Origin of the sequence: Mycobacterium sp. PDNC021, assembly GCF_048282635.1 — a bacterium.
Taxonomy (GTDB): domain Bacteria; phylum Actinomycetota; class Actinomycetes; order Mycobacteriales; family Mycobacteriaceae; genus Mycobacterium; species Mycobacterium llatzerense.
The window spans coordinates 4,205,585-4,227,103 of the sequence record NZ_CP182502.1; the positions used below are offsets into that span (position 1 = coordinate 4,205,585).

General features: G+C 66.0%; 22 protein-coding genes, 2 tRNA genes and 1 pseudogene. 10 read left to right on the top strand and 15 right to left on the bottom strand.

What is annotated here, in order from left to right; translation table 11 throughout:
• Nucleotides 1–2: 2 nt before the first annotated feature.
• Entirely contained in the window at nucleotides 3–1,427 is a 1,425-nt protein-coding gene (leuC, locus tag ACNO8X_RS20065; RefSeq protein WP_418002415.1) for a 3-isopropylmalate dehydratase large subunit, read from the bottom strand.
• A gap of 75 nt (nucleotides 1,428–1,502) precedes the next feature.
• Between leuC and ACNO8X_RS20070 the strand changes: the two genes are divergently transcribed.
• From ACNO8X_RS20070 to ACNO8X_RS20080, 3 genes are all read left to right on the top strand, one after another.
• Nucleotides 1,503–2,204, top strand: a complete 702-nt coding sequence (locus ACNO8X_RS20070) for an IclR family transcriptional regulator (protein WP_138229914.1) — start codon at nucleotides 1,503–1,505, stop codon at nucleotides 2,202–2,204.
• A 120-nt stretch (nucleotides 2,205–2,324) separates the two neighbouring features.
• Nucleotides 2,325–3,638, top strand: a complete 1,314-nt coding sequence (locus ACNO8X_RS20075; protein WP_418002416.1) for a DUF1800 domain-containing protein — start codon at nucleotides 2,325–2,327, stop codon at nucleotides 3,636–3,638.
• 9 nt (nucleotides 3,639–3,647) lie between these two features.
• Complete coding sequence (locus ACNO8X_RS20080) at nucleotides 3,648–4,862, top strand: DUF1501 domain-containing protein (protein WP_418002417.1); 1,215 nt, start codon at nucleotides 3,648–3,650, stop codon at nucleotides 4,860–4,862.
• 53 nt (nucleotides 4,863–4,915) lie between these two features.
• Here the strand turns inward: ACNO8X_RS20080 and ACNO8X_RS20085 are convergent.
• From ACNO8X_RS20085 to ACNO8X_RS20105, 5 genes are all read right to left on the bottom strand, one after another.
• Nucleotides 4,916–4,988 (bottom strand) — tRNA-Glu (locus ACNO8X_RS20085).
• Between the two features lie 60 nt (nucleotides 4,989–5,048).
• Nucleotides 5,049–5,120: transfer RNA gene (locus ACNO8X_RS20090), tRNA-Gln, on the bottom strand.
• A gap of 126 nt (nucleotides 5,121–5,246) precedes the next feature.
• A complete protein-coding gene (gene gltX / locus ACNO8X_RS20095) occupies nucleotides 5,247–6,704 on the bottom strand; it encodes a glutamate--tRNA ligase (RefSeq protein WP_418002418.1) in 1,458 nt (485 codons plus the stop codon).
• Between the two features lies 1 nt (nucleotide 6,705).
• On the bottom strand, nucleotides 6,706–7,488 hold the full coding sequence (locus tag ACNO8X_RS20100) for a fumarylacetoacetate hydrolase family protein (protein WP_043393311.1): 783 nt from the start codon (nucleotides 7,486–7,488) through the stop codon (nucleotides 6,706–6,708).
• Nucleotides 7,489–7,514: 26 nt separating this feature from the next.
• On the bottom strand, nucleotides 7,515–8,666 hold the full coding sequence (locus ACNO8X_RS20105) for an alpha/beta hydrolase family protein (protein WP_418005973.1): 1,152 nt from the start codon (nucleotides 8,664–8,666) through the stop codon (nucleotides 7,515–7,517).
• Nucleotides 8,667–8,788: 122 nt separating this feature from the next.
• Between ACNO8X_RS20105 and ACNO8X_RS20110 the strand changes: the two genes are divergently transcribed.
• The 6 genes from ACNO8X_RS20110 to ACNO8X_RS20135 all read left to right on the top strand — a co-directional run bounded on the left by ACNO8X_RS20110 (nucleotide 8,789) and on the right by ACNO8X_RS20135 (nucleotide 13,546).
• Nucleotides 8,789–10,018: an MFS transporter gene (locus ACNO8X_RS20110; RefSeq protein WP_418002419.1), complete on the top strand. Its 1,230-nt coding sequence runs from the start codon at nucleotides 8,789–8,791 to the stop codon at nucleotides 10,016–10,018.
• 158 nt (nucleotides 10,019–10,176) lie between these two features.
• Nucleotides 10,177–10,719 (top strand): hypothetical protein, encoded by a 543-nt coding sequence (locus ACNO8X_RS20115; protein ID WP_418002420.1) that lies wholly within the window; start codon nucleotides 10,177–10,179, stop codon nucleotides 10,717–10,719.
• Nucleotides 10,712–11,506 carry a hypothetical protein gene (locus tag ACNO8X_RS20120; protein ID WP_418002421.1) on the top strand — a complete coding sequence of 265 codons (795 nt, stop codon included), beginning with the start codon at nucleotides 10,712–10,714 and terminating at the stop codon, nucleotides 11,504–11,506. The genes ACNO8X_RS20115 and ACNO8X_RS20120 overlap by 8 nt, the downstream gene beginning before the upstream one ends.
• Entirely contained in the window at nucleotides 11,506–12,243 is a 738-nt protein-coding gene (locus tag ACNO8X_RS20125; RefSeq protein ID WP_418002422.1) for an EspA/EspE family type VII secretion system effector, read from the top strand. The genes ACNO8X_RS20120 and ACNO8X_RS20125 overlap by 1 nt, the downstream gene beginning before the upstream one ends.
• 9 nt (nucleotides 12,244–12,252) lie before the next feature.
• Nucleotides 12,253–12,570 (top strand): ESX-1 secretion-associated protein, encoded by a 318-nt coding sequence (locus tag ACNO8X_RS20130; RefSeq protein WP_418002423.1) that lies wholly within the window; start codon nucleotides 12,253–12,255, stop codon nucleotides 12,568–12,570.
• 34 nt (nucleotides 12,571–12,604) lie between these two features.
• The gene (locus ACNO8X_RS20135; protein ID WP_418002424.1) at nucleotides 12,605–13,546 is read left to right on the top strand and encodes a GNAT family N-acetyltransferase; all 942 of its coding nucleotides are present in this window, start codon (nucleotides 12,605–12,607) and stop codon (nucleotides 13,544–13,546) included.
• Nucleotides 13,547–13,579: 33 nt separating this feature from the next.
• On the opposite strand, the gene ACNO8X_RS20140 is transcribed toward ACNO8X_RS20135, so the two are convergent.
• The 6 genes and pseudogenes from ACNO8X_RS20140 to ACNO8X_RS20165 all read right to left on the bottom strand — a co-directional run bounded on the left by ACNO8X_RS20140 (nucleotide 13,580) and on the right by ACNO8X_RS20165 (nucleotide 18,103).
• Nucleotides 13,580–13,864 carry a hypothetical protein gene (locus tag ACNO8X_RS20140; protein ID WP_133762563.1) on the bottom strand — a complete coding sequence of 95 codons (285 nt, stop codon included), beginning with the start codon at nucleotides 13,862–13,864 and terminating at the stop codon, nucleotides 13,580–13,582.
• Between the two features lie 32 nt (nucleotides 13,865–13,896).
• Complete coding sequence (locus ACNO8X_RS20145) at nucleotides 13,897–14,205, bottom strand: hypothetical protein (protein WP_133762564.1); 309 nt, start codon at nucleotides 14,203–14,205, stop codon at nucleotides 13,897–13,899.
• A complete protein-coding gene (locus ACNO8X_RS20150) occupies nucleotides 14,202–14,828 on the bottom strand; it encodes a dihydrofolate reductase family protein (RefSeq protein WP_418002425.1) in 627 nt (208 codons plus the stop codon). The genes ACNO8X_RS20145 and ACNO8X_RS20150 overlap by 4 nt, the downstream gene beginning before the upstream one ends.
• A gap of 78 nt (nucleotides 14,829–14,906) precedes the next feature.
• Nucleotides 14,907–16,181 carry a hypothetical protein gene (locus ACNO8X_RS20155; protein WP_418002426.1) on the bottom strand — a complete coding sequence of 425 codons (1,275 nt, stop codon included), beginning with the start codon at nucleotides 16,179–16,181 and terminating at the stop codon, nucleotides 14,907–14,909.
• 9 nt (nucleotides 16,182–16,190) lie between these two features.
• Nucleotides 16,191–17,072: a class A beta-lactamase gene (gene bla, locus ACNO8X_RS20160; protein WP_418002427.1), complete on the bottom strand. Its 882-nt coding sequence runs from the start codon at nucleotides 17,070–17,072 to the stop codon at nucleotides 16,191–16,193.
• 117 nt (nucleotides 17,073–17,189) lie between these two features.
• A pseudogene (locus ACNO8X_RS20165) lies at nucleotides 17,190–18,103 on the bottom strand (alpha/beta hydrolase family protein).
• Here ACNO8X_RS20165 and ACNO8X_RS20170 point away from each other — a divergent pair.
• Nucleotides 17,987–18,289, top strand: a complete 303-nt coding sequence (locus tag ACNO8X_RS20170) for a hypothetical protein (RefSeq protein ID WP_418002428.1) — start codon at nucleotides 17,987–17,989, stop codon at nucleotides 18,287–18,289. The pseudogene ACNO8X_RS20165 and the gene ACNO8X_RS20170 overlap by 117 nt on opposite strands.
• Here ACNO8X_RS20170 and ACNO8X_RS20175 read toward each other — a convergent pair.
• The 3 genes from ACNO8X_RS20175 to serA are packed head-to-tail and all read right to left on the bottom strand — an operon-like array spanning nucleotide 18,278 to nucleotide 21,448.
• Nucleotides 18,278–18,850: a hypothetical protein gene (locus ACNO8X_RS20175; RefSeq protein ID WP_418002429.1), complete on the bottom strand. Its 573-nt coding sequence runs from the start codon at nucleotides 18,848–18,850 to the stop codon at nucleotides 18,278–18,280. The two genes, ACNO8X_RS20170 and ACNO8X_RS20175, sit on opposite strands and share 12 nt — an antisense overlap.
• Before the next feature lie 4 nt (nucleotides 18,851–18,854).
• Nucleotides 18,855–19,865: a 3-isopropylmalate dehydrogenase gene (locus ACNO8X_RS20180; RefSeq protein ID WP_418002430.1), complete on the bottom strand. Its 1,011-nt coding sequence runs from the start codon at nucleotides 19,863–19,865 to the stop codon at nucleotides 18,855–18,857.
• A complete protein-coding gene (gene serA / locus ACNO8X_RS20185; protein ID WP_133762571.1) occupies nucleotides 19,862–21,448 on the bottom strand; it encodes a phosphoglycerate dehydrogenase in 1,587 nt (528 codons plus the stop codon). Before serA ends, ACNO8X_RS20180 begins: the two co-directional genes overlap by 4 nt.
• Between the last annotated feature and the right edge of the window lie 71 nt (nucleotides 21,449–21,519).

Here is a 21,519-nt window from a genome sequence, read left to right on the forward strand (position 1 = left end):
TCCTAGCTCAGATCGGCGGGTGAGGACAGGGTTCCGCGCACCGCGGTGGCGGCGGCGACGGCGGGTGACACCAGGTGGGTGCGGCCGCCCTTGCCTTGGCGGCCTTCGAAATTCCGGTTGGAAGTCGACGCGCTGCGCTCACCCGGAGCCAGCTGATCGGGGTTCATGCCCAGACACATCGAGCAGCCAGCCTGCCGCCATTCGGCACCAGCGGCGGTGAAAACCTCTCCCAAACCCTCGGTTTCGGCCTGCGCACGCACTGCCATCGACCCGGGCACCACCAGCATCCGCACCCCGTCGGCGACCTTGCGGCCACGCAGTACGTCGGCCACCACGCGCAGATCTTCGATCCGGCCGTTGGTGCAGGAACCGACGAACACGGTGTCCACGGCGATGTCCCGCATCGGCATGTTGACCTGAAGGTCCATGTAGGCCAACGCTTTTTCCGCGGCCTGCCGCTCGCCCTCATCGAACATTTGTTCTGGGTCGGGAACATTCGCCGACAGCGGCACGCCCTGTCCGGGGTTGGTGCCCCATGTGACGAACGGGCTCAAGGCGGCCGCGTCGAGGTGCACCTCGGTGTCGAATTCGGCACCCTCGTCAGTACGTAACGCTGTCCACGCCGCCACAGCCGCGTCCCAATCCGCACCCGTCGGCGCGTGCGGACGGCCCTTGAGGAACTCGAACGTCGTCTCGTCGGGAGCCACCATGCCGGCGCGGGCGCCGGCTTCGATGCTCATATTGCAGATCGTCATCCGGCCTTCCATCGACAGCGATTCGATGGCGCTGCCGCGGTATTCGATGACATGGCCCTGACCACCACCGGTGCCGATCTTGGCGATCACCGCGAGAATGATGTCCTTGGCGCTGACACCCGGCGGCAGCTCGCCGTCGACGTTGACCGCCATGGTCTTGAACGGCTTGAGCGCCAGTGTCTGCGTGGCCAGCACATGCTCGACCTCGGACGTGCCGATGCCCATCGCGATGGCACCGAAGGCGCCGTGCGTCGAAGTGTGGCTGTCACCACACACCACGGTCATGCCCGGCTGGGTCAGACCCAGCTGCGGGCCGATGATGTGCACGATGCCCTGCTGCGCGTCACCCATCGAGTGCAGGCGGATGCCGAATTCCGCGCAGTTGCGCCGCAGCGTCTCAACCTGGGTGCGTGACACGGGATCCGCGATCGGCTTGTCGATGTCGATGGTCGGGACGTTGTGGTCCTCGGTCGCGATCGTGAGATCCGGACGATGCACGGGCCGGCCGGCGAGGCGCAGACCGTCGAACGCCTGCGGGCTGGTGACCTCATGCACCAGATGCAGATCTATATAGATGAGATCGGGCTCGCGGGCGGCGCCTACACCTTTACCCTCGACCACCACATGGTCCGTCCAGACCTTCTCCGCCATGGTGCGTGGCTTGTTCGTCATGACTGTGCAGTTCCTTCCGCGATACCCGGGGAGGCTGACCTACCGTCTCACAATGCGGGACGCTAGTATCTCCCTGTGAGACAGGATAGCGGCATCGGCGTCCTCGACAAAGCGGTGGGTGTGCTGCATTCAGTGGCTGAGTCACCGTGTGGACTGGCCGAACTGTGCGCCCGCACCGGGCTGCCCCGGGCGACGGCCCACCGGCTGGCCGCGGGCCTCGAGGTCCACCGACTTCTGGCCCGTGACAACGAAGGACGGTGGCGGCTCGGCCCGGCACTGACCGAGCTGGCGGGGCAGGTCAACGACCCGCTGCTCAGCGCGGCGGGCGCGGTGCTCCCCCGGCTGCGCGAGATCACCGGCGAGAGTGTGCAGCTCTATCGCCGGGAAGGCCTGGCCCGGGTGTGCGTCATGGCCCTCGAGCCGCCGTCCGGCCTGCGCGACACCGTGCCCGTCGGCAGTCGGCTACCCATGACCGCCGGCTCCGGCGCCAAAGTGCTGCTGGCATACAGCGATCCCGCAACCCAGCAGGCGGTGCTGCCGACCGCGAAGTTCACCGATCGGGTGCTGGCTGAAGTCCGCCGGCGCGGCTGGGCACAGAGCGCCGCCGAACGCGAACCCGGCGTGGCCAGCGTCTCGGCACCCGTACGGGACAACCGCGGTGCGGTGATCGCGGCGGTGTCGGTGTCCGGGCCGATCGACCGGATGGGCCGCCGCCCGGGCGTGCGCTGGGCCAGCGATCTGCTGGCCGCGGCCGAAGCGCTCACCCGTCGGCTCTGACGCAGACCAGCAAACCTTTGAATCCGCTGCATACGGCGACGACGACGGTCCTGATCACCTAAGTTCCTTAGTGGACCCGGCAGGGCTGGGACGTACCGCTGTTGGAAAGTAGGTTTCATCGTGTCGCAGCCACCACAGTGGCTGGCAACCGCACGGATGCTGCGCCGCACAGGCTTCGGAACCACCGGAGCCCAGGTCGACGCTGTGGTCAAACAGGACTGGTCGGCCTACCTCGACTGGGTGCTGAGCCTCGATCCGAACGCCGACCCGGGCGCCGTGGCGACCCCGATGCCGAAATCGCCCATCCCGCAGTACCCGCCGTCAGGCGCGTCGGCCACCGAGATCGCCGCCTTCGGCCAGGAGCTCGTGGCGCGCATGCAGGTGCTGTCCGGCTGGTGGCTGCGCCGCATGGCCGCGGTGCAGCAGCCCATCCACGAGAAGCTGACGCTGTTGTGGCACAACCACTTTGCCACCTCCGCGGAGAAGGTCAACGCCGCGCAGCTGATGGGTGAGCAGAACGAGAAACTGCGGACCCTCAAACTCGGCGACTTCGGCAGCCTCGCGTGGGCCATGCTGACGGACGGTGCGATACTGCACTGGCTGGACGGTGACGTCAACACCGCGGCGGCCCCCAACGAGAACCTGTCCCGGGAGTTCATGGAGCTCTTCACCATGGGACATGCCAACGGCTACACCGAGATCGACGTGAAAGAGGGCGCCAAGGCCCTCACCGGACGGCACCTGCGGCCCGACGGCAGCACCGCCGTCTACGCCGAACATCACGACGAGTCGGTCAAGACCGTGCTCGGTGTCACCGGCGACCTCACCGATACCGACTTCTGCAACATCGTGCTGCGTCAGCCCGCCTCCGCCGCTTTCGTCGCCGGAACCCTGTGGCGCCTACTGGCTTCGGACCAGCCGGCCTCCCCCGACACCGAGACCCGCCTGGTCGCCGCCTACGGCCCGAACCGAGATCTCAAGGCACTCACCAAGGCCGTGGTGCTCGATCCCGAATTCACCAAGGCCGCGGGCACTGTCGTCAGCACTCCGGTCGAATGGTTGATGGGCATCGTGCGGTCGCTGGCGGTCCCGCTCGACGACGACCACGTCCTCGCCGACCTCGACCAGGTGCTCCGGGTGATGGGTCAGCGCCCCTTCTATCCGCCGGACGTCGGCGGCTGGCCGCGCGGACAGCTCTGGTTGTCGACGAACAGTGCGGCAGCACGGGTCTGGGCCGCGAACCGGCTCCTGGCCCTCAGCGACATCAGCGCGGTCGAGAAGATGGCATCCAGTGAACGGATCGACGGCGTGGGGTACCTGTTCGGCATCGGCGCCTGGTCGGATCGCTCGGCGGCCGCCCTCAAACCATTGGTCTCCGATCCACACCGGCTGGTGGCAGCGGCCGTCATCACCCCCGAATACGTGACGTCCTAAAGAGATCCGATGCCCGAGTTCAATCGCCGCAAGTTCTTGATCGCCAGCGCCGGGGTCGGCGCGGCCGGTCTGCTCGGCGGAGTCGCCGCGGTGACCCTGCCCGATCTGCTCCACGAAGCCCAAGACCGCCCGCTGCAGGCCAACCAGGGCATCCTGGTGATCGTCACGCTTTACGGCGGCAATGACGGCCTCAACACAGTTATCCCATACGCGGACAACGCCTATCACGATGCCCGCCCCGAGCTCGCCTACAAGCCGGAGGAAGTGCTCCGGCTCGACCCCGCGTTCGGGCTCAACCCCGCGCTCACCGGGATGTCGAAACTGTGGCAGTCCAACAAGCTCGCGATCGTGCGCGGTGTCGGCTATCCGAAGCCGGACCGCAGCCATTTCCGCTCCATGGACATCTGGCAGACCGCCAATCCCGTCGACGCGGTCACCAGCGGCTGGATCGGCCGCTGGCTGGACACCACCGGTGACGATCCGATCCGGGCCGTCAACATCGGCACCGTCCTGCCGCCGCTGGCCGTCGGCCAAAAGCATGTCGCAGCTTCGCTTTCCGACTTCGTCCCGGCCATCCCGCCCGACGTCGCGCGGACCTTGGCCGCGCTGAGCACCGACGACCCGAACGACACCACCGCCATGAGCCAGGTGTGCGAGTCCTATCGGTCCAACCACTCCACCAACACCCGCTTCGCACCGGTGATCAACGGCCGCCTGCAGACCATCGGCCAGGCCGACAACCAGTTGGCCAACGACCTCGAACTGGTGGCCCGCTGCATCCGGGCCGGCGTGCCCACGCAGGTGTACATGACGCAGCTGCTGGGTTTCGATACGCATGCCGACGAACGCGCCCCTCAGCAGGCGTTGCTCAAGACTCTCGACGACGCCCTGACGCCCTTCTTCCACAAGCTCCAGGGCACGCCCTACGGCCGCAACGTCGTGGTGTTGATGTACTCAGAATTCGGGCGGCGGGTCGCCGCCAATGCGTCACAGGGCACCGACCACGGCACCTCGGGGCCGGTGTTCATCGCGGGCACTCCCGTCACGGGCGGGTTCTACGGCGACGAGCCGAGCCTGACGGACCTGACCGACGGCGATCTGAAGACGACCGTCGACTTCCGTGACGTTTATCACGAACTGCTGTCCCGCACCCTCGGCGCGGACCCGGAGCCGTCGGTCGGCCGCGGACGGCGGGACATCGGATTCCTGACCGGCGGTAGGTAATACCCCGGACAAGACAAAACGCCGGACCTGTTGTCAGGTCCGGCGTTCGTACGTACCCCCGATGGGATTCGAACCCACGCTACCGCCGTGAGAGGGCGGCGTCCTAGGCCGCTAGACGACGGGGGCTAGAACTTCCGGAGCGTCAGCTTAGCTTAAGTGAGCTTGCTGACCTAATCGCTCCGGCAGCTGGGGTACCAGGACTCGAACCTAGAATGAGGGAATCAGAATCCCTAGTGTTGCCAATTACACCATACCCCATTTGATGCCTATCACCGCAGGTCACAGGCATCTTCGGACCGAATCGCCGAGCGGATGTTCGCCGCTTTTGCTTTCCGGGCCGACGAGCAGACTACCAAATAGTTGGCGCTGAATTAAATCGCCCGCTCACAGCCCGTTCCGGGCCGCCTGCAGCCGCGCCAGACTGCGGTCACGGCCCAGCAGTTCCATCGACTCGAACAGTGGTGGGCTGATGGCCGCGCCGGTGACCGCCACGCGGATGGGGCCGAACGCCTTGCGCGGCTTGAGTTCCAGGCCGTCGAGCAGCGCGGTCTTGAGCGCGGCTTCGATGTTGGCGGTGTTCCATTCGGCGACGGCGTCCAAGGCGCCCAGCGTGGCGTCCAGGACCTCCGCAGCCTCGGGCTTGAGTTCCTTGGCCGCAGACTTCTCATCGATCGAGTAGGCGTCGTCGTTGAAGAACTTCACGAGGTCCCATGCGTCGCCGAGCACGACGATGCGGGTCTGGATCAACTCGGCCGCCGCTGCGAAACCCTTGTCGTCCAACGTGGTGTCGTGACCATGCGCGTCGAGGTACGCCTTGAGCCGCGCGCTGAAGTCCTCCGGGTCCAGCCGGCGGATGTGCTCGGCGTTGATGGCGTCGGCCTTCTTCTGGTCGAATCGCGCCGGGTTCGAGTTGACGTTGGCCACGTCGAAGGCGGCCACCATCTCGTCGAGGCTGAAGATGTCGTTGTCGTCGGCGATGCCCCAGCCCAGCAGCGCCAAGTAGTTCAGCAGGCCCTCGGGAATGAAGCCACGATCGCGGTGCAGGAACAGGTTGGACTGCGGGTCGCGCTTGGACAGCTTCTTGTTTCCGTCACCGAGAACGCTTGGCAGATGAGCGAATTGGGGCACCGCATCAGCGACGCCGATCCGGATCAGCGCCTGGTACAGCGCGATCTGCCGCGGCGTCGACGGCAGCAGATCCTCGCCGCGCAGCACATGGGTGATCTTCATCAGCGCGTCGTCGACCGGATTGACCAAGGTGTACAACGGATCTCCGCTCGCGCGGGTGACCGCGAAGTCCGGGACCACACCGGCGGCGAAAGTCGTCTCACCACGCACCAGGTCGGTCCAGGTGATGTCCTCGTCGGGCATCTTGAGGCGTAGCACCGGCTTTCGGCCGTCCGCTTCGAAAGCGGCCTTCTGCTCGGCGGTCAGGTCCCGGTCGTAGTTGTCGTAGCCCAGCTTGGGGTTGCGGCCGGCCGCGAGGTGCCGGGCCTCGACCTCCTCGGGCGTCGAGTAGGCCTGGTAAACCTCACCCGCGGCAAGCAGTTTCGCGATCACATCCCGGTAGAGGTCGCTGCGCTGCGACTGCCGGTACGGCTCGTACGGTCCGCCGACCTCGGGACCCTCATCCCAGTTCAGCCCGAGCCAGCGCAGCGCGTCGAGGATCGCGTTGTAGCTCTCCTCGCTGTCACGCGCGGCGTCGGTGTCCTCGATCCGGAACACGAAGTCGCCGCCGGTGTGTCGCGCGTACGCCCAGTTGAAGAGCGCGGTACGGACCAGGCCGACGTGCGGGGTGCCGGTCGGCGACGGGCAGAAGCGGACCCTGACAGGTGTAGTCACGTTATTTCCCTTTACGTACAACAGGATTGGAGAGCGTGCCGATGCCGTCGACGGTGATGCTGACGGTATCGCCGTCCTCGATCGGGCCGACACCCTCGGGCGTTCCGGTGAGGATGATGTCGCCGGGCAACAGCGTCATGACGGCCGAGACCCATTCGATGATGGCGCCGACGTCATGCAGCAGCAGCGCGGTGTTGCTGTCCTGACGCTTCTGCCCGTTCACCTCGGTCCGGATGTCCAGATCCGCCGGGTCGACGGCCGTCTCGATCCACGGGCCGATCGGGCAGAACGTGTCGTGCCCCTTGGCCCGCATCCACTGGCCGTCCTTCTGCTGCTGGTCGCGCGCCGACACGTCGTTGGCGATGGTGTAGCCGAGGATGAAGTCCTTGGCCTTGGCGGCCGGGACGTCCTTGCAGGGGCGCTCGATGACGACCGCCAGCTCACCCTCGTGGTGCACCGGGTTGGCGTCGGCGGGCAGCTGGATCGGGATGTTCGGCCCGATGATCGCGGTGTTGGGCTTGAGGAAGATCACCGGATCCTCGGGCGGCTCGCTGCCCATCTCGCGGGCGTGTGCCGCGTAGTTCTTGCCCATGCAGACCACCTTGCTGGCCAGGATCGGCGCCAGCAGCCGGACGTCGGCCAACGGCCACGACCGCCCGGTGAAGGTGGGGTTGCGGGACAGGTACTGCTCAGCAATTTCTTTGCAGACCGCATCGGAGTTCGGGTCGCCCTCGATCACCACAAAAGCGACGCCGTCTGGACTGGCAATTCGACCTAGGCGCATCCGCCCAGCCTAATGAGGCCCGCTGGTCAGCCCGCGAACTGGGCTTGAAGGAACGGCGTGGAGTCCGCCATCGAGGTCAGCACCGTGCTGGAGTGATCGTCCTCCGGGTAGATCTTGAGCGTCACGTCCTGGCCGTTGGCCTTGAGCTGATCAGCGAACTTCAGCGTCGATGACGGCGGCACGTCACGGTCCTTGAGGCCCACCCCCAGGAAGATCGGCCGGTCGTAGCCGGCGACCGGCGTGCCCATGAAGTCGGCCAGCGCCCCGCGCATGCCGGGTAGCGAGCCCAGCGGCGCGGAGAAGAACTGCGGTGGTGTCATACCGGTCACGGCCGCGCTCAGCCGTGCGGTGCACAGCGTTTCGGCCTTGTCGGCAGCGGCCAGACCGGCCGGGTTGAGCACGCTGTTGACGTCCGGACGGACCTCCCGGAATCCGGCGAGAATGTAGGCGGTGTAGGCCGACGCGACGGGCCCCAGCCCGGGCGGCAGCACCATGTCGGGACCGGCCGTGATGACGACGTCATCGATATTCGCCGGCGTGCCCGTGGCCACGACGCCGCGGTAGTCCAGGCCCGTCCCCTTACTGAATTCGGTGGCCCACCGCGCACTCGCCACCGCCGCCGCACCGCCCTGCGACTGGCCGACCAGTGCCCACTTCGGGGACAGCGGCAGGTCCAGGTGATGCGCGGCGATCACCGAGTCGATGATGGCGTGCGCCGTGGCGACACTGTTGAGGTAGCTCATCAGGCCCGGGGTGCCGAGACCCGTGTAATCGGAACCGACCACGACGTATCCCTGGTCCAGCCAATGGGACAGGTACTCGTTGTCGCGCGCACTGCGGGGCTGCGCCGAGGGCGTGCAGTCGTCTCCTAGGCCGACGGTGCCATGCGCCCAGGCGATGACGGGCCACCCACCCTGCGGCGCTTGGCCTTTCGGGACGAACACCACTCCGGTACTGACTGCCGACGAATTGTGTTGGTCGGTGGTCGAATACAGGATTCGGTAGGCGCGCGCCGCACCGGCGACCGACAGCTCGGGATCGAGCGGCACGCTCTGGATGAGCGCACCCGGGGGCGGCACCGGATCCGCGAATGCTCGGGCGTCCAAACCTGACCAACGTGGCGGGGCCGCCGATGCGGTGGGCATCGGTGCCGCGATGAGTACCACTGCGGCCGCCATGACCGCCATGACCGCCATCAATCGTGAAAGGTTCGCCCGCAGAGCCATGTCCAGACCCTAGTCGGTCTCATATTTTGAGATATTGATTCATATTTTGAGAACTGCGATGGCACCATGAAGCCATGGTCACCAACGTCTCAGCCGCCCGCCGCTGGTCGATGCTGGTGATCGCGCTCGGCTCGACGATGTGCGCCAACGTCTTCATCAACGGCGCCGCGTTCCTGATCCCGACGCTGCACGGCGAACGCGGGCTGGACCTGTCACGCGCCGGACTGGTGTCTGCCATGCCGAGCTTCGGCATGGTGCTGACTTTGATCGCGTGGGGCTGGGTCGTCGACCGGGTCGGCGAGCGGTTCGTGCTCACGGTCGGCGCGCTGTTGACCTCGTTGGCCGCGTTCGCGGCGGCCTGGGCCGACTCGTTGGTGGCGGTCGGCGCGCTCCTGTTGCTGGGTGGCATGGCGGCCGCCAGCTCCAATTCCGCCAGCGGTCGATTGGTCGTCGGCTGGTTCCCACCGGAGCAGCGCGGCCTGGTGATGGGCATCCGCCAGACCGCGCAACCGCTGGGAGTTGGGTTGGGCGCCTTGGTGATTCCGCGACTGGCCGAGTCATCAGGCGTGTCCGCCGCGCTGTTGTTCCCGGCGATCGCGTGTCTGGTCGCAGCCGTGGTGACGGCCGTGGGCGTCATCGATCCGCCGCGGCCGCCCCGATCCTCCGCCCCCGCAACCGATCTGGCCAACCCGTACCGCGGATCGTCGGCACTGGCCCGCATCCACGCGGTGTCGGTCCTGCTGGTGGTTCCCCAGTCTCTGGTCTGGACCTTCTCGCTGGTGTGGTTGATGACGGCGCACGGCTGGTCAGCCGGCGCGGCGGGCGTGATGGTGACCGTCGCTCAACTATGCGGGGCCGCAGGGCGAATCGCCGCCGGCCGATGGTCGGACGTGGCCGGCTCACGGCTGGGACCGGTGCGGATCATCGCCGTCTTTGCCGGTGTCTCGATGGGCCTGCTGGCGCTGACCGACTACTTGCACTGGCCGGTGGCGGTTTTCGTGATGGTGGTGGCGTCGGTGGTTACGGTGACCGATAACGGGTTGTCCTTCACCGCGATTGCCGAAATCGCCGGGCCGTTCTGGAGTGGACGCGCACTGGGTGTGCAGAACACCTCGCAGTTGTTGACCACCGGTATCGTGCCGCCGGCGTTCGGGGCCCTGATCGGTGTCTTCGGTTTTCCGGCCGCGTTCGCGGTGTGCGCGCTGTTCCCGATGCTGGCCGTGCCACTTGTCCCGGTCGCTGCAGATCCGTTGCGCAACAAGCCAGTTCCCGGTACTGATTCCTACGCCGAGCGTGGGGCCTGACGAGACGACACGCCGACGGGGCCTCGGTATCCCGCACTCTCGGTATAGATCCGGCGAATCTGGCGCTGCCTGAGTGCCGGGAAAAAGTGTCAGGACGTGGACACCGTTCGCTATAGGCTGGATTTGGCACCAATTCGGCGAAAGTAGACCAGCAACGTATGCCTGCGCATCTCGAACCCGACGAATGGGGCGACGACCACAGCGACCTCGACGCACTCGGCTATGCCGCGGACGACGAACCGGATGACCCCGACACCGATCTCGACACACTCGACTATGGTCCCGGCCCCCAACCCGAGAACGAGGACACCGATCTCGACGCCCTTGCCGCCGCTCCCCCGGACGTCGACGATGACACGGTCACACCCGTGGCGTCCGCCAGCAACCCGGCCAACACCATTACCGTCACCGCGTATCTCACCGGTGTCATCGCGCGCGTCGACCTCGACAACCGGGTCACGGCGCTGCCCGAATCACAACTCGCCCAGCAGATTCAGGCTGTAGCCGGGGTCGCGGTGAAGCGTGCCTCCGCGGTCGTGCACATCGCGATGGTCAAGGTCCTCATGGACACCGGGATGGATTTTCTGCAGGCGCGGGACTTCGCCGAGAACATGCTGCCGTTCACCACGCCCGCCCAGGCCGACGCCGCCGCCGCAGAACTGGCCACCCGCTTCGCCGACAGTGACCCCGACCATGTCTGACGCCGGCAGCCGGACACCCCCGAAGCGGCGGGTCCAAAAGTCCGTCCTCGGTGCCGCCGGTGTCACCTGCCTGATCTGGGCCGCCGTCAGCATATGGGCGGGTCGCTATGTGACCGCGGTCGTCGCACTGAGTTTCGCGGCATGGTGGTTCAACGCGCTCAGAGCCCCGTTCGCCATGGCCACGGCGACCCCGGAATGCAGCTACAACGCAACCGGCACCGTGTTGCGCCCCGACCAACGGATAGAGCAGATCAGCCGGTTGACGTTTCTCCTGGGGATTCCAACGTGTGCGGCGATGGGGCTCCTCGGAATCTACGACATGGTGCAGCAAGGTATTTCGCCGCTTCACATATCGGACGGTGACAATCCCGTCGAGGTCATTGGGCGCCTGTACAAGCTCACCTTCGGGGTGTGCACATTCGTCTTGATTCGCTTCTGGTACACCCTGCGCAAGACAGGGATGGGCTGGATCCGTCTGTCCGCTGACGGGTATCAGTTCCTCGACGGCCTGAAGACAGGCAGCGGACGCTGGACTGAGGTCGCGGCGGTGACCGATCAACAAGACGGCGCGCGCTTCACCCCACTGGCTTTCAAGTCGACCGACGGTCAGGTCGCATCGATCGAATCCTCGGCAATGTACGCCGGGCCCGACGGCCGTCCGCTGTATGAACTGGTGCGGTACTACTGGCAGCATCCCGAATCTCGGGGCGAACTCACCAACGGGCAAGCGCTCGAACGATTTACCCGGTATCGCGGCGATGCCGCGTCATCGAAGGGAACAAGCTGATGGGTGACATGCTCGACCTCTACAACTCTGCGAATTACTGGTACAGCGGCTACCAGCACGTCACCGGAATGGGCGAAAGCCCGGCGTGGTCGGCGGGTGGTATCGCCGCAGACTTCATCGGATTCATGCAGCCCATCGGCCAGGCCACCGCACGCGCACTCGGGGCTACGAGAGCGGCGGCGGCACTGGAGACCCCGATCATCGAGGCTGCCCTCACGGCGATGAACGTCATGAACAACCTGTGCGGCTTCGGCGGGCCGAACAACGGCGAACAGTTCGCGCACGGATCCGACGCCTTCAATGCGGTGAAAGACGAATTGGGATCCTGCCGGCCGCCGGACAGCTGGCAGGGCAGCGGTTCTGAAGCCTACGGGGACCGCAATACGGAGCATCAGCAGCGAGCGGCGTCATTGGCCGAGGTCGACCGCACGGTGCACGACGTCCTCAAGAATGAAGCCGAGCAAGTCGGGTCGACCCGGACCACACTGGACCACAACCAAACCATCCTCACCGCCTTCATCCCGGCCGCAATCGCCGCGACTTTCGTCCCTCCGCCCGGAGCCGGCCTGGCCCTGTCCCTTTCGATCCAGACCGCCGGTGTCGCGCTGACGTTGCCGCCCTGCACGGAAGAATTCACCCAGCTCGGTATTGACGCCGCACACAACGCCACACTGATTCGCCGCGCCGGAGCTTCATACGACCAGATCGCATCGGCTGCGCAGGCCGCCAACAAGTAGGGAGCAGTCATGAGTGGTGAATTGAAAGTCACGCCAACAGATTTGACCGAGCTGGCCGGCAAGCACCGAGGGGCAGCCGAACATCTCGGCACCGCGGGCGCCGCCACCGAGGGCGCAACGGCAAACGTGGTCCTCACCCACGGGATGGTGTGCAGTCTCACCTCGGCCGCGCTGGGCTCGGCGCAATCATCGCGCGACTTCGCGGTTCAGCAGATGCAAGCCACCTCGAACAGCTTGGCCGGCCGCCTCGACACTGCCGCGAGCACATACGCTGCTACCGATGCCCAGGAGGGCGCGGCACTGGACCAGCAGATGCCGCCACGCTGAGGGTAACCACCGCCAGGCGACCGGAAGGAAAGCAATGACGATCGACATCCGGCCGCTGCGCGAGGGCGATCTCGACGCAGCCGACCACATCGCACGCATCGCGTTCGGCACATTCGTCGGCCTCCCCGAGCCCGAAACCTTCATGGGCGACGCCGATTACGTGCGTACCCGCTGGCGCACCGAACCGTCGGGGGCCTTCGCAGCCGAGTACTCCGGCGAGGTCGTCGGGTCCAACTTCGCGACACATTGGGGCAGCGTCGGCTTTTTCGGCCCGCTGACCATCCGCCCGGACCTGTGGGATCGCGGTATCGGACGACTGCTGCTGGAACCCGTCATCGACTGCTTCGACCGCTGGCAGACCACGCACACCGGACTGTTCACCTTCGCAGAGAGTCCGAAACACGTTGGGCTCTACCAGCGATTCGGCTTCTGGCCGCGGTTCCTCACCGCGGTGATGTCCAAGCCCGTCAACGCAGATCAGACCGCGCCGACCGCCACCCGATTCTCCGAGCTCACCGCTGCTGAACAAGATTCAGCTCTGGCCGAGTGCCGAGAGCTGACCAACGAACTGTTCAACGGGCTCGACCTCACCACCGAAATCCGCGCGGTCGCCGATCAGGAACTCGGTGAAACAGTCCTACTCTGGGACGACTCCTCGCTCACCGCTGTCGCGGTATGCCATCACGGCGCAGCCACCGAAGCCGGCAGCGGCACCTGCTACCTCAAGTTCGGTGCGGCGCGTCCTGGACCCGGCGCAGAGATCGCGTTCTCCCAGCTGCTCGACGCCGTCGAATCACTCGCCGCCGCAAACGGATTGACCCGAATCGCCGCCGGCGTCAACACCGCCCGGCATGAGGCCTACAGCGGCATGCTGGCCCGTGGCTTTCGCACCGACATCCAGGGTGTCGCTATGCATCGGCCGAACTCCGACGGCTACAGCCGACCAGGAGTGTTCGCCATCGACGACTGGCGGTAGCCGAGACCCGGCCGCACGAACCGTGGGCCTCGATCAGCGCTGAGCGACGACAAACGACAATACGAGTATCGCCACCGCACCGAACAGCGCCGCGAAGAATGCGCCGCAAGCCGCGTCGTCAAATCGTGGCTGCACGGTGGCAACCAGGACGGCCACCGCGGCGACGAGCAGCGCGCCCGCCGGCGCGAAGAGCCAGTAGAACATCAGGGGTTCGAGCGACGTCGCGAACAGCCCGAAAACGTAACCACCGAGCAGATACCGCGGATCAACCTTCCGCTCGGTGAGTGGGTCGAGCAAGCTCTCATGCTCGAAGGACATGCGTACCCCTCCAGACGTCGGCGAGCCGCCGCTCACCGCCCTATCGCCACTATCGCGACGGCCTGCAGATACAGCAGTCCGACCACGAACCAACCGCTTACGGGTGCCACGACCAGCGCGACGGACGCTGTGCGCGACACCCGCGTAGGGGGCAGCACCACGGCAACCACCAGGCATAGCAATGAAATAACAACCGCAACAGGTAATTTCATTCCACCACCGCCGCCCAGGTACGCGTCATCGCTCGACACGCTCACCGCGTCGACGGCCAACAGGCCCCAGCCGATTCCCCCAAGTACCGCGCCGCCGAGCACGCCGCGGGTCCAGTCCGTACCAGTCAAACGTCCCCCCGATCCGGTGCGCTCATGTCCCCTATTGCCGGCACACCCTCTGCCAACCCGTACTGCAGGTAGACGATTCCCGCCGGGCTGGACACTGGCGGCTTGAGCAGCGTCAGGTTCGACGGCACCGTGCCACCGTCGAACACCTTCTTGCCGGCCCCCAGCACAATAGGATGCACCCAAAGGTCCATGCGATCAAACAGTTTTTCGCTCAACAGGGTCTGTACGAAATTCAAACTCCCGACCACCTTGACGTGGTCATGGCGCTCCCGGATCTCACGCACTTCGGCTACCAAATCCGAGCCGATCTGCTTCGAGCCGGACCACGACAGATCGGGCTTGCCACGGGACGCGACGTACTTGGGGATGCGATTGAACATCTCAGCGAATTCGTCGTCCTGGTGCGGCCAGTAGCCCGCGAAGATGTCGTACGTCCGCCGGCCGAGCAGCAGCGCGTCGGTGCCTTCGTATGCCGCGCCGACCTGCTCCCCTGACACGTCGTCGATCAGCGGTGCCTGCCAACCTTCGAACCGAAAACCACCGTCCGAGTCTTCTCCGGGACCGCCAGGCGCCTGCCCGACGAGGTCGAGGGTGGCGAACAACGCGAGGTGAATCTGGCCCATTTCTAGCTCCTGACGAGTCGATGGTGGCTGTCAGTGAGGTAGACCACCGGATCCGGCGAAACTCATCGGAGCGGCCGGCTACTTTCCGGACAACACCCGGTACTGCGCCGAAATCTGTTGGTCCACAGCGGTTTCATCATCGGCGAACACCTGGAACACGAATCTGTCGGTGCGCGCGATACAGCTGTAATGCCACCCCAGGATGCGCCACGTCACTGTTGCGTCTGGGCGCGCATAGTCCTGCAGGTGCTCGAAACACCGCGCGCCGGGGAACCCCGGCACGGCGCCGGCCAGCTGCACGTCCGAATTCTTCATCAGCGCGGCGGTGGTGAAGTCCAGTAGCTGTGCAGCCGAGTCGGGGTTGGGGGCCTGATACACCCGGCCCCACCGCTGGGTCACCCATTGGACGCCGGCACGCTCGAACTGGGTGGTCATGCTCACCGGATCGGATTCGAAGTGCAACCACGCCCGCGGCCGCCAGGTCCCGATCAGCACCCCTTGCTGCCGATCAGGAGTGCTGATCGTCTTCGACAGCAATTGGTCGTCGCTCGGATCCTTGGGTAGATCAGCGAGTTTCGCCGGCTCTGTCGGCACAAAGCTCTTGATCAGCGCTTGCTGCCGACCGAGCAGGTCGGATGTCAGCAACTCAGCGCGCAGCGGCGCCCTGGTGGATTTGGTGGCCCTGGCATTCACGAACTGGTACAGCACAAACCGCCCGTACGCGCTGTAGGCGGCGACGGCACTGACCCCGGTGCCGTAGTCGACGCCAATCGCCGGCACCGAACTGGCGCCGACCGAGATCTGGACGGGATATGTCGGGATCCGATCGACGACGACGGGTCCGAACTGCGCGGTGAATTCACCCGCGGCCGCCGCAGCTTGTGCCTCATCGGGGAACATCAGGACCGCGTTCTGGATTTCCAGATCCGTATCCCGGGACCCGGCTGACCGCGATGACCCGAATCCGGCGACCAGCTTGTGCGCTCTGGCAATGCCCTGCATGACATTGTCTTTGGACACGCCGAGAATGACGTCGACACCGAATTCCGATGTCATGGTGCCTGTTCCGAGCGCTCCCTGCTTGGTCACCGACGAATCGATTTCCCAAGGCCCGACGACATATTCGGCCAGGCGGGTCGATTCGATGATCGACTGCGTGAGCGGATTTGGTCCGGCACTGAAGAACGGGGTACTCGGCTTGATCTGGTAGTTACCGGTCCTGAGTTGGCTGACGTCGGGTTCAGGGTCGCTCAGTGAACCGCCGAACCGCGCGGTGCCCGTCGTGGTCGTCGAACACCCCGCGACCACACACCCGCACGTAACCATGGCCAACGCCAACTTCCGGATCCCCACGATCCAACACTAACTGTGGCCGAGGCGTGACAGCACTGATCGCACGCTCTCTGCCACCGCTTCGTTGAACGGCCCGGCGTCCCGCCGCAGGGTGCGCGTGCGGATCAGCACCGTGAGCATGACCCGCTCGCGTTTGGGTCCGATCAGCAAGCCGGCGTCGTTGGTCGACCCGTAGTCACCGCTGCCGGTCTTGTCCGCGCTGGTCCAGCCCTCGGGCAGACCTGCGCGAAAACGTCGGGTCGACGTTGTCGTCTCGGTCATCCACCGTTTCAGCTGGAATTGACCCGCACCGGACAACGCGTCGCCGACGAGAATGGCGCGATATCCACCGCACAGGGCCCTCGGCGTGGTGGTGTCGCGCAGGTCGCCGGGCGCCGCGTCGTTGAGGTCCGGTTCCCAGCGGTCCAGCCGCGTCTGCGAATCGCCGATCGAGCGGGCGAAAGCGGTGACGGCGGACGGCCCACCGATGGTCCGCAGCATGATGTTGCCCGCCGCGTTGTCGCTCTGGGTCAGGGCCGCGGCGCAAATCTCCCCCAGCTCCATCCGGGTCCCCACGGCCGGGCTCAGCACCGGGGAGTTGACCACAATGTCCGCGGCGGTGATAGGCACCATGGCATCGAGATTCGCCTGACCGGCCTTGGCCATCTGCAAGATACGCGCCGCCGCATAGGCTTTGAAGGTCGAGCAGATCGAGAACCGCTCGTCGGCACGGTGCTCGACCGTCGCCGATGACTCCAAATCCACTGCATAGACGCCGATTAGCGCCTGATAGCGGTCTTCCAGTTCTTCAAATCTGGTTGGCTCGACCGGCTTATCGGGCCGGCACCCAGCCAGCACACCGGTCGCGGCCAACCCGACGATGAAATCACGTCGGCTCAGCGATACCCCCACACATTCCAGCCAATCATGGATCGGTGCCGGATGCCAACGCGGGGTATTCGCTCGGCACTCCGTAGCCATGCAGTGCGTTGGGCCCCAATGGATCCCAGCAGATCAGCGACGAAGACGTCAATCAATGTGCTTGTCGAGCCAGTCGATGGCCACCTCAGGGTGGACGCCGAAATAGTTGTAGCCGTCGAAGCGCCGGTCGGTGCCCTCGATCCAGTGCAAGTCCTTGTCGGCGACCGGGATCGCATCGTAGATATCCTGCACGTCTTGCGGACGAGTCATGGTGTCGTCGTGCACTTGCGCGACGAGCGTCGGCACAGTCACGGCCTTGACGTGTTCGAGCGGTGACTGCTCAGCGATGTGGAACCCGGTTCGTTCGTGAACAGCCTGATCGAACTTCTCGTAACCGTCGGCCATCCCGACGGCTTTGACAAACTCCTCGATGATGTAGCGACCCGAAACCGGCTGCAGCATCACCATCGCCTGGATTTCAGCGAACTCTTCGGGATGCTTGGACCACGCCACCGCGGTCGAATCAGCACCCAGACAAACCGACAGCAGAGCCTTCTTCATCGTTTTGGTGTCCGGCCGGACAGCGGCGTATCGCAAGGACCCGATGACATCTCGATATTCGGTCAGGCCGATGCCTGCGATGCCACCGTTGCCCTGGCCGCTGAGACCGTGATTGCGCATGTCGTAGGCGAGCACGTTGTAGCCGGCGTCATGCAGCGCCTTGTACTCGGGCAGGAAGTTCACCTCGAAGCCACCGAGACCGCCGAATTCGGGCAGGTGCCCGAGATAGCCGTAGCGGTTTCCCGGCAGAAAGTGGTTGTGGATGACCAGCCGGTCGGAGTCGGCCGGAATGAACCAGCCTTCCAGAGGAACACCGTCCATCGACGGGAAAACACGTCTTCGTAGTGCACGCCGCGGCCCGTGATCCGTATGACGACAGGCTCACCCAGCTGGTCGGTGAATTGAGCACGCGCAGTGATGAATTCCGGGTCAGATGGGGCGCACACTTCATCCGGGCACATCAGTCAGGCCCGAAAGCGCTCAAGCATCCTGACGTCGGCCAACTCGAGCTGACCTTCGACGGGCTGGAACTGACCGCCGACCCGGGACTGACCCTCTATGTCATGACGGCGGAACCGAATTCACCGACAGCGGACCGGTTGAAGTTACTCGGCAGCCTGGCGGCCACCAGACAATCAAGCCGCTGACCGGCGGGGCCGCACCATCAGGGCGGCGACCAGGAAGCACAATGCGCCGACGAAGGTGCCGAAGTTCGCCAGCCACTCGTCGACCGTCACGCCGGTCGTGCGGACGAACGCCGCCAGCGCCGACACCTCGAACGCGACACAGCCCATCATGTTGATCCAAGACGCCTGCCAGTCAACGGATTTCGGTGACCACAGACCGACGACCATGACTGCCAGCAGGCCACTGAGCAGGAAGGCCAGCGACCCGGCGGCGTCGGGAGCCCACACGTAGCGGCGCTCGGCGAGCACGGCGTGCGCCCACACCGATGCACCGGTGCTGACGTTGAACAGCACGGTGCCCATGAATTGGATTGCCGCCGACCACCATTGGATTCCCGGGGGCGCCAGCACATACTGCATGAGCGCCGCCGTGGTGAAGAACCATGACCCGATGAAGCACAGCAGGTTCGTCGCACCCGCCCCGGCCACCGAGGGAAACCCGGGAACCGTGGCGAGGGCGAAGAACGTCGAGCCGATGGCGAACAGCCAGCACTGCCTGGTGAGGGTGGCGATGCTGTTCACAGCGTCAGAGGAAGCTGCGAATCCGCTCGCCGGTCTCCGACGTCGACAGTTTGGCGTCGCCGCGCGTCGAAAGATGCTCGGCCACAGCCTTGTCCACGCGGGCCGCAGCCTCGGCCTCACCGAGGTGAGTCAGCAGCAGCGCCACGCTCATGACGGCCGCGGTCGGGTCGGCCAGACCCTTACCGGCGATGTCGGGCGCGCTGCCGTGCACCGGTTCGAACATCGACGGGTTGGTGCCCGTCGCGTCGATGTTGCCCGATGCCGCCAGACCGATACCGCCGGAGACGGCCGCGGCCAGGTCGGTGATGATGTCGCCGAACAGGTTGTCGGTGACGATCACATCGAAGCGGCCAGGGTCGGTCACCATGTAGATGGTCGCCGCATCCACGTGCATGTAGGCTGTTTGGACGTCCGGGTACTCGGCACCGATCTCGTCGACCGTGCGCGTCCACAGCGAACCGGCATAGGCCAGGACGTTGTTCTTGTGCACCAGCGTCAGGTGCTTACGCCGCGCGCGGGCCTTCTCGAAGGCGTATCGCACTACGCGCTCGACACCGAACCGCGTGTTGGTGGACACCTCGGTGGCCACCTCGTGCGGGGTGCCGACGCGGATGGCACCACCCGTGCCGGTGTACGGCCCCTCGGTGCCCTCGCGCACCACGACGAAGTCGATGGCCGGGTTGCCGGCCAGCGGGCTGTCGACGCCCGCGAACAGCCGCGACGGCCGCAGGTTCACGTGGTGGTCCAGCGCGAACCGCATGGTCAGCAGCAGGCCACGCTCGAGCACACCGCTGGGCACCGACGGATCGCCGATGGCGCCCAACAGGATTGCGTCGTGCGTCTTGAGCTCGTCGACCATGCCCTCGGGCAGGGTCTCCCCGGTCTCGTGGTAGCGCTTGGCACCCACGTTGTACTCGGTGCGCTCGACACCCGGCCGCACGACGTCGAGGACCTTCAGTGCCTCACCGATGACCTCGGGGCCGATGCCGTCACCGGCGATGACGGCGAGCTTCACGACAGATCCACCAGTTCCAGCGTGGTCGCGCCGACGGCGTCGCCGATCGCGCTGAGCACGTCGGCCGGCACCTCACGGTCGAGCCGCAGCATGACCGTCGCCCCCGAACCGTCAGAGTCCTGCGACATCTGAGCGGCGAGGATGTTGACGTCGGCTCCACCGAGCAGGGTGCCGATCTTGCCCAGGGCGCCCGGCTGGTCGCCGTAGTTGAGGATCAGGTTGACGCCCTCGGCACGCAGGTCCAGGTTGCGGCCGTTGATCTGGACGATCTTCTCGACCAACTGCGGACCGCTCAGGGTGCCCGACACGTTGAAGACCGAACCATCGGCGGCCACGGCGCGGACGTCGACGACGCTGCGGTGGTTGGGGCTCTCCGACTCGGTTCCCAGGGTGGCCTCGACACCACGCTCGGCGGCCAGCGCCGGCGCGTTGACGAACGTCACCTGGTCCTCGATGACGGCCGAGAACAGGCCGCGCATCGCCGAAAGCTTCAGAATCTCAACGTCTTCGGACGCCAGCTCGCCCAGGACCTGCACATCCAGCGAGGACGGCAGCGCCGGAGACAGGGCACCGACCAGCAGGCCCAGCTTGCGCACCAGGTCGAGCCACGGCGCGACCTCTTCGCCGACGACACCGCCGCCGACGTTGACGGCGTCCGGCACGAACTCGCCGGCCAGCGCCAGCTTCACGCTCGCGGCGACGTCGGTGCCGGCGCGGTCCTGCGCCTCTTCAGTGGAGGCGCCCAGGTGCGGGGTGACGACGACCTGCGGCAGCTCGAACAGCGGGCTGTCGGTGCAGGGCTCGGTGGCGAAGACGTCGAGGCCGGCGCCGCGGACGTGGCCGCTGGTGATCGCGTCGGCCAGGGCCTGCTCGTCGATGAGGCCACCGCGGGCCGCGTTGACGATGATGACGCCCGGCTTGGTCTTGGCCAGCGCGTCCTTGTTGATCAGGCCGGCGGTTTCCTTGGTCTTGGGCAGGTGCACCGAGATGAAATCGGCGCGCCCCAAAAGCTCATCGAGGGTCAGCAGCTCGATGCCCAGCTGCGCGGCACGGGCCTGCGAGACGTAGGGGTCGTAGGCGACGATGTGCGCGCCGAACGCGGCGAGGCGCTGCGCCACGAGCTGGCCGATGCGGCCCATGCCCACGACGCCGACGGTCTTGCCGAAGATTTCGGTGCCCGAGAACTTCGACCGCTTCCAGGTGTGCTCGCGCAGCGTGGCGTCGGCGGCCGGAATCTGGCGGGCGGCCGACAGCAGCAGCGCCAGGGCGTGCTCGGCGGCACTGTGGATGTTCGAGGTCGGGGCGTTGACGACCAGCACACCGCGGGCGGTGGCGGCGTCGACGTCGACGTTGTCCAGGCCGACGCCCGCGCGGGCGACGATCTTGAGCTTGGGCGCCGCGGCCAGCACCTCGGCGTCCACCGTGGTGGCCGAGCGCACCAGCAGGGCGTCGGCGTCCGGCACGGCGGCCAGCAGCTTTTCGCGGTCGGGTCCGTCGACCCAACGGACCTCTACCTGGTCGCCGAGGGCGGCGACGGTCGATTCGGCGAGTTTGTCAGCGATGAGTACGACAGGAAGGCTCACGCGCACAGACTAGTGGGCGGCATGGCCGCGCTTCCAATCGCGGTTGCCTTGAGCTGGGTTGTCCCGGCCCG